The organism is Pseudomonas syringae group sp. J254-4 (genome assembly GCF_032586855.1).
Taxonomy (GTDB): domain Bacteria; phylum Pseudomonadota; class Gammaproteobacteria; order Pseudomonadales; family Pseudomonadaceae; genus Aquipseudomonas; species Aquipseudomonas amygdali.
Map to the genome: position 1 here is coordinate 204,506 of NZ_JAWHOO010000001.1, position 15,967 is coordinate 220,472.

17 protein-coding genes and 2 pseudogenes are annotated in these 15,967 nt (G+C 57.5%); 2 read left to right on the top strand and 17 right to left on the bottom strand.

Translation table 11 applies throughout. From position 1 onward, the window contains the following. Positions 1-8: 8 nt before the first annotated feature. The 8 genes and pseudogenes from RYB09_RS00895 to RYB09_RS00930 form a co-directional block, all read right to left on the bottom strand. Entirely contained in the window at positions 9-887 is an 879-nt protein-coding gene (locus RYB09_RS00895) for an SMP-30/gluconolactonase/LRE family protein (RefSeq protein ID WP_316887141.1), read from the bottom strand. A gap of 46 nt (positions 888-933) precedes the next feature. Further along, positions 934-1,866, bottom strand: a complete 933-nt coding sequence (locus RYB09_RS00900; protein ID WP_316887142.1) for a 3-keto-5-aminohexanoate cleavage protein — start codon at positions 1,864-1,866, stop codon at positions 934-936. A gap of 84 nt (positions 1,867-1,950) precedes the next feature. After that, positions 1,951-2,739 (bottom strand): SDR family oxidoreductase, encoded by a 789-nt coding sequence (locus tag RYB09_RS00905; RefSeq protein ID WP_003432996.1) that lies wholly within the window; start codon positions 2,737-2,739, stop codon positions 1,951-1,953. After that, complete coding sequence (locus RYB09_RS00910) at positions 2,736-3,458, bottom strand: GntR family transcriptional regulator (protein WP_019741340.1); 723 nt, start codon at positions 3,456-3,458, stop codon at positions 2,736-2,738. Before RYB09_RS00910 ends, RYB09_RS00905 begins: the two co-directional genes overlap by 4 nt. 185 nt (positions 3,459-3,643) lie before the next feature. Beyond that, positions 3,644-3,793, bottom strand: a pseudogene (locus RYB09_RS00915) (helix-turn-helix domain-containing protein); the annotation flags it as partial. A gap of 150 nt (positions 3,794-3,943) precedes the next feature. Beyond that, positions 3,944-4,237, bottom strand: a complete 294-nt coding sequence (locus RYB09_RS00920) for a hypothetical protein (RefSeq protein ID WP_058400210.1) — start codon at positions 4,235-4,237, stop codon at positions 3,944-3,946. A gap of 85 nt (positions 4,238-4,322) precedes the next feature. Next, positions 4,323-4,682 (bottom strand): hypothetical protein, encoded by a 360-nt coding sequence (locus RYB09_RS00925; RefSeq protein ID WP_227449413.1) that lies wholly within the window; start codon positions 4,680-4,682, stop codon positions 4,323-4,325. Positions 4,683-5,138: 456 nt separating this feature from the next. After that, entirely contained in the window at positions 5,139-5,429 is a 291-nt protein-coding gene (locus RYB09_RS00930; RefSeq protein WP_122281731.1) for a hypothetical protein, read from the bottom strand. A 185-nt stretch (positions 5,430-5,614) separates the two neighbouring features. Here RYB09_RS00930 and RYB09_RS00935 point away from each other — a divergent pair. Beyond that, positions 5,615-5,921 (top strand): annotated as a pseudogene (locus RYB09_RS00935) (site-specific integrase); the annotation flags it as partial. Positions 5,922-6,358: 437 nt separating this feature from the next. Then, the gene (locus tag RYB09_RS00940; protein WP_316887465.1) at positions 6,359-6,997 is read left to right on the top strand and encodes a hypothetical protein; all 639 of its coding nucleotides are present in this window, start codon (positions 6,359-6,361) and stop codon (positions 6,995-6,997) included. A 21-nt stretch (positions 6,998-7,018) separates the two neighbouring features. Here RYB09_RS00940 and RYB09_RS00945 read toward each other — a convergent pair whose 3' ends face one another. The 9 genes from RYB09_RS00945 to RYB09_RS00985 form a co-directional block, all read right to left on the bottom strand. Further along, entirely contained in the window at positions 7,019-8,263 is a 1,245-nt protein-coding gene (locus tag RYB09_RS00945; RefSeq protein WP_316887143.1) for an SGNH/GDSL hydrolase family protein, read from the bottom strand. Continuing rightward, positions 8,260-8,472 (bottom strand): hypothetical protein, encoded by a 213-nt coding sequence (locus RYB09_RS00950; protein WP_316887144.1) that lies wholly within the window; start codon positions 8,470-8,472, stop codon positions 8,260-8,262. Before RYB09_RS00950 ends, RYB09_RS00945 begins: the two co-directional genes overlap by 4 nt. A 12-nt stretch (positions 8,473-8,484) precedes the next feature. Continuing rightward, positions 8,485-9,000 carry a DUF2514 domain-containing protein gene (locus tag RYB09_RS00955; protein ID WP_316887145.1) on the bottom strand — a complete coding sequence of 172 codons (516 nt, stop codon included), beginning with the start codon at positions 8,998-9,000 and terminating at the stop codon, positions 8,485-8,487. Next, positions 8,997-9,542, bottom strand: a complete 546-nt coding sequence (locus RYB09_RS00960; protein ID WP_316887146.1) for a glycoside hydrolase family 19 protein — start codon at positions 9,540-9,542, stop codon at positions 8,997-8,999. Before RYB09_RS00960 ends, RYB09_RS00955 begins: the two co-directional genes overlap by 4 nt. A gap of 61 nt (positions 9,543-9,603) precedes the next feature. Then, positions 9,604-10,062, bottom strand: coding sequence for a hypothetical protein (locus RYB09_RS00965; protein WP_316887147.1), 459 nt, complete (start codon positions 10,060-10,062; stop codon positions 9,604-9,606). Continuing rightward, positions 10,062-11,246, bottom strand: coding sequence for a hypothetical protein (locus RYB09_RS00970; protein ID WP_316887148.1), 1,185 nt, complete (start codon positions 11,244-11,246; stop codon positions 10,062-10,064). The genes RYB09_RS00965 and RYB09_RS00970 overlap by 1 nt, the downstream gene beginning before the upstream one ends. Positions 11,247-11,273: 27 nt before the next feature. Beyond that, positions 11,274-11,936 (bottom strand): hypothetical protein, encoded by a 663-nt coding sequence (locus tag RYB09_RS00975; protein WP_316887149.1) that lies wholly within the window; start codon positions 11,934-11,936, stop codon positions 11,274-11,276. Further along, positions 11,933-12,301, bottom strand: a complete 369-nt coding sequence (locus RYB09_RS00980) for a hypothetical protein (RefSeq protein WP_096104493.1) — start codon at positions 12,299-12,301, stop codon at positions 11,933-11,935. Before RYB09_RS00980 ends, RYB09_RS00975 begins: the two co-directional genes overlap by 4 nt. Further along, on the bottom strand, positions 12,298-15,948 hold the full coding sequence (locus RYB09_RS00985) for a DUF1983 domain-containing protein (protein ID WP_316887150.1): 3,651 nt from the start codon (positions 15,946-15,948) through the stop codon (positions 12,298-12,300). The genes RYB09_RS00980 and RYB09_RS00985 overlap by 4 nt, the downstream gene beginning before the upstream one ends. Between the last annotated feature and the right edge of the window lie 19 nt (positions 15,949-15,967).

The window sequence follows — 15,967 nt, forward strand, 5'->3', positions numbered from 1 at the left end:
TTGACGGGTTAACTGGCAAAGCGCCGTTCAGCGATGCCTTGCACGCCCAGCCCGGTGATCGCAAACAAGGCACCGCGTTGCTGACAATCTTCCGGAAAGCGTGGCAACGGCGGCCTGGCCATGGAGGTGACATACAGCGTGTCCAGGTTCGGTCCGCCGAAGGTCAGGCTCGTCACTTTCTTCACGGGCATGTCGATGATGCGATCCACCTGCCCGTCCGGGGTGTAGCGCACCAGTTTTCCGGCGTAGACCAGCACTTGCCACAGGCAACCTTCGGCATCGACGGTGCAGCCATCCGCCGCGCCTCCTGCTGAGGTGTCGACCTTGGCAAAGGTTCGTCTGTTGGCGACCGCGCCGCTGGTGTTGTCGTAGTCATAGGCCCAGATATCCCCGGACCAGGTGTCGGCGAAATAAAAGGTTTCACCGCCCGGGCTCCAGCACGGTCCGTTGGACACGATGATGCCTTCATCCAGCGTGTGCAGGCTCAGGTCCGGGTCGAGGCGATACAGCTTCGCGCTGGCCTGATCCTCCTGCGTGTCCATCGAGCCCACGATGAACCGGCCCTGCCGATCGACCTTGCCATCATTGAGTCGATTGTTCGGCAGCCCCGGTTCGGGGTCGACTATCAGCTCGAGATCACCGGTCGGCAAATCAAGGTTGTAGATGCCGCTCTGCAACGCGACGAGCGCCGCGTCGCCATTCCTGCGCAGGGCCATGGAACCGATTTTCTGGCCGACATCCCAGGCTCGCAACTCGCGCCCGTCATCCGTACAGCGCAGAACACGACCGTCGAAACTGTCGATCCAGTACAGACGCTGTTGCTCGACATCCCAGACCGGGCCTTCGCCCAGCGTGGTCTTCACGTCGACAACGATTTCGATACGCATTTTTCACCTCTGTCTTGTTGTTATTGAGATGACACGTTTTGCGAGACTAGAAATTAACCTTGTCCTGCCCCTTCAGATCAAGCATTTCACGGGCTTCATCAGGCGTTGCCACCTGCCCGCCCAGCGCTTCTATAACTGTGCGGATACGCTTGACCTGATCGGCGTTGGACGCCGCCAGTTTGCCCGGTCCATCCCACAGCGAATCTTCAAGGCCGACCCGCACATGACTGCCCATCGACAGGCCCATGGTGCCCAGCGGAAACTGATTGCGACCGGCCCCCAGAATCGACCATTGGTAAGCGTCACCAAACAGACGGTCGGCCGTGCGACGCATGTGCGCCAGGTCCTCGGGGTGCCCGCCGATACCACCACGCAAACCGAATACCGACTGAATGAAAATCGGTGCCTTGAGCAGCCCGCGCTGCAGAAAATGCGCGGCGGTATACAGATGGCCGATGTCATAGCATTCGATTTCAAAGCGCGTACGGTTCTCGGCACAGGTATTGAGGATGTGCGCGATGTCGCGGAAGGTGTTACGGAAGATCCGGTCATCACTCTCGGCCAGGTACGGCCGTTCCCAGTCGTGCTTGAATTCGCTGTAGCGATCGAGCATTTCGTACAGCCCGAAGTTCATTGATCCCATGTTCAACGAGGCGAGTTCCGGCTTGAGTTGCGCCACAGGTTGCAAGCGCTCTTCAACGCCCATGGTCGGCGCACCGCCGGTGGTGATATTGATCACCACATCGCTCCTGGCCTTGATGTGCGGCAGAAATTGCCGAAACAGATCGACATCCTGACTGGGCCGCCCGTCAACCGGGTCGCGGGCATGCAAGTGGACGATAGAGGCCCCCGCCTCGGCGGCACCGACGGCTGCATCGGCGATTTCCTGCGGCGTGATCGGCAAATGAGGCGACATCGAGGGCGTATGAATGGCCCCCGTGACGGCACAGGTAATAATGATCGGACGTTTCTTGGGCATGAGCATTCTCCGTTCTTGTTCTTGGCGAGAAAGTCTGGTGTGGAACACGACTCGGACGCTGTCCGGTCCTATCGAGCCTGATACTCAGAGGTATTCGACGTTGCCATCCACACTGATGGCCTGGCCCGTGACATTGCGTGCGGCGGGCGAGCACAAGAAAAGCGCCATCGCGGCAACGTCCTCAGCGGTGACCATGCGCTTGAGCGAAATCTTTTTCAGGTACTCCTCGCGCATCTCCTCCTCAGGCACATTCATCTGTTGCGCACGCGCACGAATCACACCGTCCATACGCGGGCCTTCGACGATGCCGGGCAGCAAGGCATTGACGCGGATATCGCTCTCACCCAATTCGGACGCCAGCGACTTCATCAGGCCGACAATCGCCCATTTGGTCGCCGCGTACGGTGTACGCCAGGCGTAGCCCAGACGACCGGCGACAGACGCGATATGGATCAGATGAGCGTTGGGCGACGCCTTGAGCAGCGGCACAGCGTGATGAGCAAAGCGGTATTGCCCGGTGAGATTGATGTCGATGGTGCGCTGCCACTCCTCTTCGCTAATGGCATCAATGCCTGCCGTAGGGCCGGCGATCCCGGCGTTGTTGATCAGCACATCAAGACCGCCGAACTGTTCGCGCTGCACCCTGAACACCGCTTCGATCTGCACCGGATCAGCAACGTCTGCGCGCGTGGCAACGCTGCCTGGATGGCGATCAAGGAATGCCGCAATGGCCGCCTCGCTGACATCACACACATGCACCTTTGCCCCGGCTTCCATGTAAGCCGCCGCCAACACCTCACCGATCCCGGCGGCACCACCGGAAATCAGCACGCGCAGCCCTGTGTAGGGAACCAGCCGATTGAGAACACTCATGCTTTTTTCACTCCCGAGACCCGCGACCTGGAGCGGTCGCTCTTTGCGATCAGGCGCGTCAGAGAATCAGCCGCCTGCATGATGTCGTCAGTGACCGCTGCACGAGCGGCCGCCCCATCACGCGCCGCCAGCGCCTCGACGATACGGTTGTGTGCCTCCATCGAACGCTGAAGGTGCGCCCTGTCAGGCGCGACAAGTGCGAAACACGGGCCTATGTGCAGCCAGAAATTCTCCACTGCCGCAACGATCAACTCAGCCTTGGCGACCGCATAAATGCGCCGGTGAAAGGCAAAGTTGGTCCACAGGTATAGGGCCACATCAACGCTGTCTGCAGCCTTCTGCATCTGCTCGCAGAGCTGGCTGATGTCTGCAAGGTCGGCGTCATTGATCAGAATGACCGCCTTCTCGGCCAGCAGACCTTCCAGCGCGACCCTGGCATCACGAATTTCACGCAGCCGCTCCGGGGTCATCATGGGCACGCGAAGACGAGCGGTTTCGGTGACTTCGAAGGCGTTCTCTGCACTGAGACGATTCAATGCTTCGCGCACCGGCATCGGGCTGGAGCCCAGCGCCTCGGCAAGACCACGGATCGTCAGCTTCTGACCCGGCTGAAAGCGCCCGCTCATCAGCGCTTCACGGATCTGTCGGTAAACCTGGTCCTGGAGGGTATCGCGGGAAACCTGGCGCATGGCGGGCAGGAGGATCGGACGGTCTGTCATGGGGAGTGACTCATATTGGCGTTCTTATGGGGCTAATATGTGATCACAAATAACATATGTCAAATTGTTTTCAGGGGGACGACGGGATGAGCCCACGCCTCGGCCTCAGGTGACTCCGGGTTACTCTCATAGGGCCATTGCGCAGCAGTTCAGTCATCGCACAGACATTGCCGCGACCCCGCCCTTCAAAATTCCAGTCGTGTCTCTCTGGAAGGACCATGTCCAAAATAAGCGGTATAGCACTTGCTGAAATGGCTCGGAGAGACGAATCCGCAGGCCACTGCGACCTGAACAATGGTCAGCCTGGAATGCTGCAGTAACCGACGAACCTCAGTCACTTGAAATTTCGAGGTGGTAAGAGGAATTGCCGCGCCGAGTAAGACCGGGCATCAAGCTGGCCATTCAGCGGACAAGGGAAAGAGCACATATACGACTGCGGCGTTAGACGCCTCCTAACAATCCTGATGAGGCCCCATAGGATGAAATCATTTCACCACTAATGGGATCAAATCGCCTTTGTAACGACGCACGTTCAGTGCTGCATGATGACGAACGCTTATACAGCCCGCTGGTACCATAAATATCCGTCCCGTCTCATTAAAGTGACCATCTTCGATAAGCGATCTAAGCGTTTTTTCATCAATACCTTCAAATGACTTGTTGTCGGATTTGAGTGTGAAGCTAAACAGACCTTTCTTCGGGCCTCTCTGAAATTTATAGGGATGGCAGACCAAGCCAGCCTCGTTGATGCCAATCACATCCTCAATGACTTCAAGCATTTTTAGCTCCTTGCGACCCTATACCGGTGATCTCTATCGCTCAAACCCAACCCATTCGCCAAAAAAACTACACTCTTTACGCTTTTTAATCAGGAACCCATAACGAGCACGCTGAAGCAGCCTGTGCGACCAACCAATCATGCTCACGCTTGGCATAAGGTCGAGGCATTCCGGCTGAGACTCTAAGCAAGAAATTATAGGAGCCCCGCAGCTCGTTTTCTGTCGGAGTCGCCGCGCCCAGCTTTGTATTCGTTTTCAGCCCCTTGATGCTTCCCTGTAGGGCGATCTCCTGCTGCATGCCATCCGCGCTACTCTCCAGAACGTTCACTGTGATGTAAGCGGCATTTGAGCAGCGATCCATTTTTTCCCATTGTTTCATTTGGGCTTCGGTAGCCATGGAAACTGATGACACGGAGAGCATCAAGCATCCCATTAGATAACGCATAACTGCATCCTTTCGAAAATAACGTCCGCCGTAATACCTCATCCCAAGCACATTTTCCAGTACCGGGCACGGAGGTAGACGCACTCAGGAGAAACACTATGGGGGACGTTCAGGCCACCGACGCTTAACTCCGCCTGCTCGGGCATACCTTGGGTCTGAAGCCCGAACAGCCAATCCGCCGGGAAATCAGCCAAAATCACTTCCCGAGCAGTCCGGGGTTTGATGATGCAAATAATCTGGATGTGGTGGTAGCAAGAGCAGCGAACGCGGCAAGCACAAATAACGTATGACTCGCTACAGGTGCCACGATATAAACCGCTTTAACAGCGCTGAGCGGTGCCATGCCAAAGCAAGCCAAAAGACGCCATTAAAATTAACTAAATGCAGAAAAAAGTACGACGAAGGTTTCTGACTCCCCACCCTCGCCTATTACGCTGAAGGCTACGAAGCGTGAGATCAGGACGCTTTGAAAGCCTTAAGATCCATCTTGGCTTTAACCATGAGGTCTGGAGTCATAGGCCTCCCCTGATTATCTAAAAGCACTGGGGTGCATGCACAGCGACAGCGCACACGGTTATCCCCCTCTGCCCACCAATCAAGCATCTCCTGCCCAGAGAAGAGCTCACCATGCCTTTCAACATGATGTTCTCTGCTGGTGGGTGTCAGAGCCGACAGGTGCATGAATTTCACAGGTATGCCGAGACGCGCTGAATCAGAGATGTCGTTCTGTAGCTTGCGAATCCGCATTTCATGGAGTTCTGAATCAGAAATTCTACCGACCAAGATTGCGCTCCTCGTTAAGACCCTCATCAAGTTAATAGACCACTTAATCAACTCACGCCACCTTTATGAATTCGATATGAGCCAGCGCCATCAGATACGGATAGGCGACTGCATCGACATAATGCTCACGCTGCCAGATGAAAGCGTGCATGCACCGGATGAACGACTTTGCTTGGAAAAAGGCAACGGTGCGCGGCGAAACTTTGGCCGGAGGAAAACTTTCGCCCCGCTCTCCCAGGCTATCTGTCCATCAGGATTCACAACTTGGGGCACCTTCGGTCGTCGCGGGCGTCACGCAGGAAGATCGCAAGGCACTTGCTTGGGCATAAGAACGGCAGCATCACCAGCCCTTAATCGGGCGCTGAACCAAGGCATCTGATTGAAGCCGCGAACATGGTGTCAGCCACCGACTCACGCGGACCGGTTCTGGCGATTTTGAAGAGGAGGCAGGCATGAAAAAAGAGTCACGCAAAAGTCACGCGCATGAAAAAGCCCAACCTTCTCAGATTGGGCTAAGTCACTGAAAAATATGGTCGGGACGGAGTGATTCGAACACTCGACCCCTAGCACCCCATGCGTGCAGTACGTATGAAATCCTTTTAAAAACAAGCTATTGTGCGGTTGCTCGCTGCAAACGGTGCCGCACCGTGCGTAACTGAAATTTACGATGCCCCGAAAAACTCCCCACAGCTTTTTCCTTCTCCCCGGCGTCCTGCCGACGAACACCACTCCCCAAACCCGAATCACTCAACTACTGTATGCACATACAGCAATTGAGAATCACCCCCATGAACGAGAGCAATATTTCAGAAGCCTTGGCCGAATGGCACAGAAGGCTCAATGATAGGAGGCAATGGACGAACCCTGCATTCACTTACCGATTCCTGGCACGCATGGCCGAAGACATGCAGGCTGGCGGGCTGGTCGATCCATTGGAGCGCTTTGAGCTCTTCGAACTGGCCAGTGCAGCTTTCTGCCACTTCACCGAGGAAGGCAACCACGAATGGCGGCATCAGGCGTCGGACTATCTGGCCTACAACAAGGGCGGCGTCGTAGTCGGCAGCCTGCTGAACTCCCGATACGTGCTACATGAGGCCGACCAGTCGCCCTACGATGCCGCCCATTTCGCCTTTCTCGACGAGAAAAACGAACTCATTATGAGGGATTACAAGAAGTACGGCGTGCTTGAGGGTCGCTACATCTATACCGAAACCGGCCAGACGCTTACGCTGGTTGAGCAATCCAGGCAGATCAACGGCGTGAGCTATCAACGCCTGAGCGATCAGGATCAATATCGAGCGCTCGTCGACGCCTCAGCGGTAGCGCTCGACCAAGTCGACTTCCAGGCCTACGTTTCGCTGTGGGAGCGTCATAGCTATTCGATATTTATCAGATGCCTTCACTGCCTGGACGGATTCGCGGTACGTGACGATTGCACGCACTGCGATGGCCGAGGCTTTATCGAAGACCCGGAATGCCCGAACAAACTGCCGCATTCACTCAGCCGCCCACAAGGCGTTCCGACAGAGTAGCGGAACGCCTGCCCCGCCCATCTACACCTTGCGTATGCCGAACTGCGCGACCTTCACCGTGGAGTTCTGCGCCACACCGACGGCCAGGTACAGACCCATTCGCGAGGTGATCACCGTCTCGGTCAGATCGACAGTGCCGCGCTGGGTTTCCAGCTGCCCAACGAAGCTGGCGGGCAAAGTGGACGGTTCCTGATACTTGTCCATCGACCGATAGTAAATGGTGGTGGACGCGCCGCTGACAGGCTTGGTGAAAGTCAGCTCAGCCTCCCAGCCAAGGATGCCGCGCGATGAGCCAGCAATCTCCACGGCCGAAACCATCTCGATGACGTCTCCGGCTGCCAAGTTTGTCGTGGTGACGTTGGCCGTGGGCTGCACATAAATGTAGCCGCCCGCCGCCGCAAGAGTCCCGGCCAGCTCAATGCACTGCGCCTCGCCATAGGCGGCCGGTTCCTTGTACCAGCGAGTCGTGATGCCGGTCAGGCCAGAGCCCACTGCCTTGTAGCTGTCCGCCAGAACAGACCCAGCCACAGCATTCACGCCAGCCGGGAGCGTACCGCCAGTGCCCGCCAGCAGCGGGTTGGCATTGAGGCAGCCGAACGGGCGAATGGCCGAGTAGATGTCGCCAGCGTCAGTTGGCAGCGGGATGCCTGGGAATTCGAAGTTGGCGGTGATGATCGGCACTGCCCTGGAACTGATGAAGTCGGCACCCAAGATGTTCGGGTGTAGGCCTTCCACCGTCATTGCCTCGGTAAAGCCGTCCCAGATGTTCACCACCGGCACAAACTGGCTGACATAGCTCAATACCCAGTCTTTGTACGCAATGGCATCGGCCAGAGCCTGACCGGTCAGCGCCTTGCTGCCGAATCGCGGAGTTCCGGTGCCGACGATCAGGTACTTGCCCGGAGTGCTCAGGAACGCCGTGACGATCTTCATCACGTTGGCTTTCGTGTCCGCCAGGCTCATACCTGCCGTGGTGCTGTCGTTGGTGCGGGATAGCAGCATCCACAGATCGGCAGTGGACGATGCGATGCAGGCCGGCAGCCGCGCCAGGAACTGACCGGTGTGGTCGCCGACTTTTCCTTGGTTGTCGAGGTAGCTCGGGAAAAGCCCGGTGCGCGCTGCGATCATCGCCGCGTAGCCGTAGGCCTCGGTTCCGTACACGGTCGCGCCGATGGTGTGGCAGTTGCCCGAGAAGCTATCGCCCAGCAGGCCCAGGCCACGGCGTATCGGCTGGCGGCGCGCGGCCGGATTGACCAAGAGGCTCATCGCGTCACCTCAAAGTAAGCACCGGCAGTCGGGGTGATTCGGGTCTCGGAGTTACCTAATTGCAGAAGGTAGCCGCCGTCGCCGGTAAAGGTGTCAGTCACCACCCAGCTACCGCCCGCCTTTTTCTCGACCGTCACGCTGCCGCCGTTCGCCTTGACGATCAGCATCGTCTGGCCCATGTATTTCTGAATCAGCTGGGTAGTCGCCATTTTATTGTTCCGTTACTCAGAGGTAATCAAGGATTTGTAGGAGCGCTCACAGGCAAGACCGGCTATTCGGGCTGAGTCAGCGTATTTAGCGAGCTCTCCCGCTCGCGCGTCAGACCTGCTGAGCAGCTCGGAGAGCACCATGGCGGCGCGGTTGGCTGCTTTGCCTCGTTGGGCAGCGCCGGTATCGACGGGGGCGCAACTGGTGGCGGCTGCCAGCTTTCCTGCTTCGACGCGCAACCGGTCGCCAGCAGCGTCAGCGACAGCAGCATCAGTAAGCGCAGCGGCCTGTTCTTGTCTTGCATCGTTTGCCACCTGGTTGGCCGCTTTCTGGCGGCGTTGTTCTTCGGTTCGGTACTCGGTGGTTGTGGTGGCCACCGCTTCGGATTGGACCTTGCTCTGTTCAGCCCACTTCGCCTGCCAAGCGAGATCGGTGACGGACACGCCGTGCCGGTATGCCCCGTACAACGCACCGCCCAGCGCCAGCAGGATCAGCAGCAGGCCGAATGCCTTCCACGGCAAGGCCTTCACGCCAGCACCTCAAGCGCCCGCTCATAAAGAGCCTGCCGATCAGCCAGTCCGTTGGTACCGCCGTTGATGCGCTTGGTGATGGTCAGGAAGTCGCCCTTGTCGGCCAGGGTGTTCAGCCCGGCCCGGTGCCAGAACCACGCCGCCGACATCGCGGCGTGCTGCGGCAGCTCGAGCAATTCGGGATGGTTGATCAGGTCCAGGCCCAGCGCTTCGCCGCATTCCTCGTAATTGGCACGCCCCGTCACCTGGATAAGGCCCCGCCCACGGTACAACTGGCCATCGCCGTCCGCCTCGGGTGTGTTGCCAAGCCGCTCAGCCAGCTTGCCGGTGTCGTACTTCGACAGGTAGGCGCTACCGCCCAGCTCGCGCACGTAACGCAGCTGGCCGGACTCATGACCTACTTGGGCGATGAATGCCGCGATGCGCAACGGCGTCACGATCTGGTACTTGCTCATAGCCGTATTCAGGACAGGTGCAAAAACGCCGGCTTTCTGGCCGGCGTTAGGGAGGATCTGCAGTAGCTGCTGCGTGGTGATCGGCATTTGGGTTTCTCCAGGCAAAAAAATACCCGCTCTATGGCGGGCAAATAAGTCAGTCAGGGGGTTAGGTTATATCAGCCAATGCCCTTGCCATTTGCAAAACGTATGGCGCTGGAGCGACTGGCCAGGCAGGGTCGGTCGGCCACCCCGCTTGCGCGGCGACCTTGGTCAGCTTGTTCAGGTAGCTATTCCACTTATTCAGCGGGGCGCGAAGCGAAGCCAGCTCGTCAATATCAGCCTGGGTTGGCGCCTCGTAATCGTCACCCATTTCTTCCGGGTCTTGGATGTTGATCAACCAGTTCAAGTTGCTGATCCGCCCATTGATGGCAAAAACCTGATCATTGGCGTTCCGAATCCTGGTGTTGAGCAGATTTGTCGCGTCGCGCCTGATCTCATCTGCAGCCACCTTTTCTCTCAACCAGTCAGGTATTTCAGCGACAAATGACTCTCCCTCGGCCAACAACGAAACGTCAAACTCTTCGCTGACCGCCCACCAACTGTGATCTGTAATTACAAAAGGCATTATCTTTCCATCCCATAGCCAGCGACATCGAAAGTGGCGGCACCGCCACTAGCTGAGTTGTAAAACATAAACTGCTGACCAGCATCAACGAAAATGTTAACGCCAACCTGCATTCCAGCGGCGACCCTGTCGAATATCGAATTCGTAGCGGTGTCACCAAGAAACAAAACAGGAGTGCCGCCGTTTACTACCACCAATTTTGCATTGCGTGTTGTTCTTGGAACTAGCGCAGAAAGCGATACGATAGTAGGTGAAGTATTTGTGGCCCCTGAGATAATTCTAAAGGGCGATGCTGACACGGTGGCGATGTATCGAAGCATGCCAGTCACGTCAATCTGAAACGGCAGAAGCCCTGACCCGGAGTTCGACCGAAGAGAGCACAAAAACCTTCTGCTGGTATCGCCTTGTTTCGTTCTGGCATTTCCTGAATACGGATCCCCAGGAACAGATTGATTCAACTCAATGCCTAGCACTCCATTATTATTGAATGCATAAAGGAAGTACCAGGTGTTAGCTATTAGATTGAGCCCGCTCAACGTAAGTGCTGCGCTGGCAGTATAGTTCCGATTGAAACCCGGTATGTAACAGGACCCCGTCGTTACGCTAATAGATGTCGAGCTATTGAAGGTAGGTATCAGCCCGTCAATGTAGCCAGAACCTACGATGTTTGCGAGCTGAGCCTGGGCCTTTTGCAGGCCGCCAAGCACTGAGTCTGTGGATGTGATCTGGCTTGAGGGGTCGGCATTAGCCAGCGTAAATCCTGAGAGTGCCGCCGCACGAACGCGCCCCTCCGTGAAATACTTATTGCCCTGTCCCTCGCCGAGCCCATCAGTGCTGCTCAGTTGTAGAGATGCTCTCACGCCAGAAAGGGTTCCTGAAGTACCGAGGACTGCGAGCGTCGATCCGAATTGATTCACAAGCGCGCGGAGGGCGTCTGCCGAATCTTTTACGTAGCCCTGCATGGGCGCCAACGCGTAGCTGCCACCGCTCGCGGTCGAACCCTGATAGGCTGGTGAAATCGAAAGGACAGTATCGCTGGCCGGATTCACCACTTCGTACCACCGCCCGTCTGGCCCGCGGAATGCATCACCCGCTCTACAGTTGGCAGCGAACTGGGTACCCGAACCAGTGACAGTCGTGGAATTCAGGGTGACGGAAACCGTACCCGTTTTATACCAAGGCATGTAACGCTCCTAATAATTCGACTTGAATTAGGCGGTAAGTTTTGCGCAAAGAAATGGACGATGACCTTGATCGGTCCATGCCGTTGTTGCAAGGCTGTACAGCATTATTTTTGAATTAGCGTAATCGACACCGATACCACAGCCGCCGCCATTAGCACCATTGTGGCAATGGAAGGCGAAGGAGTTTATGGATATAAACTCTCCGACCCCGAGCGCTTTATCAATGCTCCATATGTAACGCCGACCAACGCTTAGTTGCTCGCTGCCCACATACGCCCAATTACCAGCAGAGAACGTAACTACGACTGGCGGTGCCCCACTGTCATACACAAGCTCGCCGCCCGCCCCCCAAATACGCATCCCGAAAGACGCTGTCCCCATAGACGCCCATGCGGCAATGAAGTATTGACCACTCAATGTGCTTTGGACGTTTGAAGCCTTCATTGCGAAGCCTGTCCAATTGCCAGGCCCGCCAGTGAACCACACCGATATCGGCACCTGAACGATGCCGTTTTGATCAGGTCTGATGAAGACCAGCGGCGGATCAGCGCTTGTTACCGCGCGCGGAAAGGTGACGTTCGCGTTTGTGGTTCCTGAATAACTGCCCTTCGTGAGCACGCAGAGCCGGGGTGTTTCCGAATCAATCTGCACGAAAGAGCTATCGTTGATGCTGATAACGCCAAAGCTCATGTCTTGAACCTCACTGCAAAGCCTTTCGCAACGATGCGCGTCTGGTTGGTGTTGCCGAGATTGGCTGACGGGTTGGCTGACCTCAGAACTACCTGGCCAGCCGATGTGGTCACGTAGGGGTACGACTTGGTGTTGCCGGTGGCATCGCCCTCAGCTGACTGAATGTCCTGTGCCCTTGTGGGGATGACCATAAAGACGCAGTTCGCCGGATCAAAGCCAGGGATGCTCAGCGTGATTACCTTTGCCGTTGATCCTGACGTGTCGCTGAAATCAATAACCCCCTGCCAAATCACCTGATAAGTGAACGTGGTCGTATCCATAACCAAGTTCCCGTTTTCGTCCCATACCCTGGCTCCGTAACTCATACAGCCAAGTTCCCCCATTGATATCGAATACGGTTCTGGTCAAAGACTTTGCCGCCTTGCCCGTTGATTGTCTGACGACCGCCGTCACCCAAGCTTGAGTTGATCTCAAACGTTCCATCGAAAAACAACTTCCATCCTGAAACGCCCGCAACGTAGTTGTTCGACTGGATGGCATTGCCGATCTTGGCGTTCGTTATAGAGCCGTCTTGGATGAATGCAGAGTTGATGAAAACCTGACCGTTCTGAACTGCGAACGGAGCAGCCAGCGCCCCGCTTGACTCATCAAGAATTGCGAAGCGCTGGGCATAGGCCAGAATTTGCGACTCCTGCTGCTGCCCTTCAACGCCGATAGCGAGGCCAGCCATAACCGTTCTTCCGCCCACAGTGGTGGACGTCTTTATGGTTGTGAGCGCAGATACCTTTCCGTTCAGGCCTGATACCGCAGTGCTCGCTGTCTGCGCCTGCGCTGTAGCCCCGTTTGCTGTAGCTTGTGCCGTTGATATCTGTGAAGACAGCGCACCGTCAGCGTCTGCCCGAGCAGTGGCTTCTGACCTGATTGCCGCCCGGCTATCGCCGACCGATGCATTAAGGTCGCTGATAGCCGTAGCGGTTGCAGCCTGATTGGTTGTCACCACCTGCCGCAGATCAGTGACCTGCGCCACGTTCTCACCAACCGTTGCAGTCAGCTGGGTAACAGTCTTTGCGGTAGCCTCGTTCTCGGTAGCGCGCGCAGTTGACTCGGTGACTATGCTGGCAGCGCTGTTGTATCCCTTGAGCGCATCCGCCAGCTCGCCCTCGCCATTGTCGCCCCGGTAAGCCGCACGCAACGCCTGCATGCTTGATGCCTGCGCAGTGACAACACCATTCAGCTCACTGATTTCGGTGGTATGGGTCTGCACCTGAGCAGCCAGGCCGTTAGCCGTCTCCAGCAGGTTGCCCACATCCTCCCAGTACGTCGCATTAGGTGGCGGCGTTGAAACTGGCACGGCCTGCTTGGCCTGGTATATCCGACCATCGACCACCACCAGCAGACCTTTGGCGTACGTCTGCCCTGGTTCGTAGGCCTTAAGCCCGTCAAGTGCATTGACCTGATCCTGCAACTGCTCGATCAGCTCGATCTTTTCCAGCAGCTTCTGGCCAAGCTCGGTTTCTCCTATCTGACCGGCGATCATTTCAAGAATCGGCCCAGCATCACTGCTGGTCTGTCCCATCACGCCTATACCGGTCGGATACCACGGCCCCACGTTGCCCGTCCGGTCCACAAGCCGCGCCCAGAAGAAGAACGTCACACCCGCCAGCAGCCCCTGCATGACGTGTTCCGACTGCGGGTAGGCCAGGTCGCTGAGCTTCGTGGCCTTGGCCAGGTCGGTCGTCGGTCCGTACCAGATTTCAGTGCGCTGTGTGTCCTCTGCGCCTGGCGGGAAAGTCCATTTCAGCTTGATGCCGAAGATCAGCGACGCAGCAGTCAGCGACGTGACTGCAGGAGGAAGCCCCTCCTTACCCTTGAGCTGTGTAAGGATCGAATTCCGCCAGCTCGACGAGATGTCATAGGCGCTAACGGCACGCACCCGGGCGAGATAGGCACCGGCATAGATCCCAGTGATGTCGACGCTGGTGGAGCCGGTGCGCTGTACCTTGATCCAGTTGCCGCTGTCCTTGCGCCACTCGACGTCATAGGCAACCGCGCCGGCCACTGCTGGCCAACTGATGGTCATCGTTGTAACGGCCAGCCCCTGGGCGATGGCCGTCGTCGACGTCAGCGAAACGCTGGCAGGCGATGGAACAACGGTGATCGGAATGACGCTGATCGGACGCTCTTCCAGCCGGGCGCCGGTGTCGATGTAGGCAAACTTGCTCGGCTCGTACTGAAGAGCGGTAATTGCGTACTCGCCTTCTGCACTGCGCTTGACGCTCAGCACCCGGTACAGAGGGATAGCCAAGTCGTCGGCATCCAGCGCCCATTGCAGCTGGTCCGTAGGCGTCTCGCTGTAAGCGACGGTGACGGTGACTGCCCTGCCTGCGACCGACTGCACGGTCCGGCCTTCAGCCTGTCCGCTGGGGAGGTTGACGATCAAACGGTCACCAGCCTTTGCCAGTGTGTCACGATCGAGCGTCACTACTCGCCCAGCAGCCCCAGCAATGCGCCCGCCGATCTCCCGGCCAGCCAGCAGGGAATCAGCGACCGGGATGATGTACCCCGGCAGCGGGATAGCGCCCTCCATGCCGGTACTGAAGCTGACGGTGCGGTCTTGGCTGTTACTCATGACGACCCACTTGCCGCGGCGCTGCGCCTCGGAAGCGCGCGTGCAGCCAATCGCAGTCAGCTCGGTCGGTTTGTCGCCGAAACGGCGCTGTAGCACAGGGTCGGCGAACGGAATGACGTCGGTGTCGTAGTTGTTGTCTGGATTGTCGTAGCCGACGATTGCCCGGGTGTAGCGCGTCTTCGCCGAGGCGCTGCCGTAGGTGAACTTGCCATCGATAACGTTGGCGCGGGTGAAGACATAATCGAAGTCTTGAGCGCGCGGCATATCGGCCTGCGCAACCAGCTGGCCCTGGGCCCAGTAGGTCATGCCTCGGTAAATACCCGAGATATCGCGAAGCAGAGACCAGGCGTCGGCCTTGCCCTGCAGGTTCATGTCGCACAGAAATCGAGGCTCTACGCCGCCCACGCCGTTCGGGACATCCTGATCGCAGTACTGCGCGATGCGGTACAACTCCCACTTGTCGACCATCCACGGTTTGATGCGCTTGCCTAGGCCGAACCGGTCTTCTGTACAGACTCCGTAGGTGATCCACGCCGCATTATTGGTCCAAGCCAGCTTCATGCTGCCGTCCCACACGCCCGAATAGGTTCGGGTGAACGGGTCGTAGTTGCTCGGTACCTGCCATTTACGCGCCTTGCACTTGACCGTAACGGCCGGAATGTTGGTGAACTGCTCGGCATCAAATTCGATGTAGAGCAGCGCTGTGTTCGGGTAGCGCAGCTTTGCGTCGATGACCTCTGTGAGCCCGGCCACCAGCATGGTGTCGGCGATCTTGTTGGTGTTTTGGTTGGCGGTCAGACGGCGGACGCGGATCTGCCAGCCGGATGTCGCCGCGGGCAAATCAATACGGCGCGAGCGCTCGTAGCGGGTGGTGGTCTTGCCGTCCACGGCCTCCAGCAGCACCTCCTTGTAGATACCACCGTCGGTGGCCACGTCGATGGCGTATTCAATGCGGTAGCCGCCGACATTCCCTTCGTCGTCCTGCTGCTGGAGCGCGGGCCATGCAAGGCGCACGCGCACGGCTGACAACTGAGTATTGGTGATCGAGCGAACCCAGGGCGAGTCATTGCGCAGCTCGACGTTGACGGTCGTCTCGTTGTCGATCGATGGAATGCCAGGGATGTACGATTGATCAACCGAGCCGGTGCGCCATTCCCATTTCACGTTTTGGAAATTGACGTTGCCGCTGGCATCGTTGATCGGCGTGTTGTCGAGATAGATGTCGGCAGCCGTCGGAGTGCCTTCAAACTCACCCTCACCTACGGCGATGAGCAGCTTGGCCAGGTTGGTGGAGCGCAGGCTATCGGAGGCCTCGGTCGGCGACTTCGGACTGCTGCTGCCGCCTTTCTCACCGTGGATATCGATCTTCAGTGCTGCGCCCATGCTTTTCTCCAGGCATAAA

Coding starts and splice junctions, on each gene's coding strand:
- RYB09_RS00920 (WP_058400210.1), bottom strand. CDS start 4,237: ATGCTTGAAGTCATTGAGGATGTGATTGGCATCAACGAGGCTGGCTTG.
- RYB09_RS00925 (WP_227449413.1), bottom strand. CDS start 4,682: ATGCGTTATCTAATGGGATGCTTGATGCTCTCCGTGTCATCAGTTTCC.
- RYB09_RS00965 (WP_316887147.1), bottom strand. CDS start 10,062: ATGCCTTTTGTAATTACAGATCACAGTTGGTGGGCGGTCAGCGAAGAG.
- RYB09_RS00900 (WP_316887142.1), bottom strand. CDS start 1,866: ATGCCCAAGAAACGTCCGATCATTATTACCTGTGCCGTCACGGGGGCC.
- RYB09_RS00960 (WP_316887146.1), bottom strand. CDS start 9,542: ATGCCGATCACCACGCAGCAGCTACTGCAGATCCTCCCTAACGCCGGC.
- RYB09_RS00945 (WP_316887143.1), bottom strand. CDS start 8,263: ATGAGCCTCTTGGTCAATCCGGCCGCGCGCCGCCAGCCGATACGCCGT.
- RYB09_RS00910 (WP_019741340.1), bottom strand. CDS start 3,458: ATGACAGACCGTCCGATCCTCCTGCCCGCCATGCGCCAGGTTTCCCGC.
- RYB09_RS00950 (WP_316887144.1), bottom strand. CDS start 8,472: ATGGCGACTACCCAGCTGATTCAGAAATACATGGGCCAGACGATGCTG.
- RYB09_RS00895 (WP_316887141.1), bottom strand. CDS start 887: ATGCGTATCGAAATCGTTGTCGACGTGAAGACCACGCTGGGCGAAGGC.
- RYB09_RS00905 (WP_003432996.1), bottom strand. CDS start 2,739: ATGAGTGTTCTCAATCGGCTGGTTCCCTACACAGGGCTGCGCGTGCTG.
- RYB09_RS00940 (WP_316887465.1), top strand. CDS start 6,359: ATGGCCGAAGACATGCAGGCTGGCGGGCTGGTCGATCCATTGGAGCGC.
- RYB09_RS00975 (WP_316887149.1), bottom strand. CDS start 11,936: ATGAGCTTTGGCGTTATCAGCATCAACGATAGCTCTTTCGTGCAGATT.
- RYB09_RS00970 (WP_316887148.1), bottom strand. CDS start 11,246: ATGCCTTGGTATAAAACGGGTACGGTTTCCGTCACCCTGAATTCCACG.
- RYB09_RS00980 (WP_096104493.1), bottom strand. CDS start 12,301: ATGAGTTACGGAGCCAGGGTATGGGACGAAAACGGGAACTTGGTTATG.
- RYB09_RS00985 (WP_316887150.1), bottom strand. CDS start 15,948: ATGGGCGCAGCACTGAAGATCGATATCCACGGTGAGAAAGGCGGCAGC.
- RYB09_RS00930 (WP_122281731.1), bottom strand. CDS start 5,429: ATGCGGATTCGCAAGCTACAGAACGACATCTCTGATTCAGCGCGTCTC.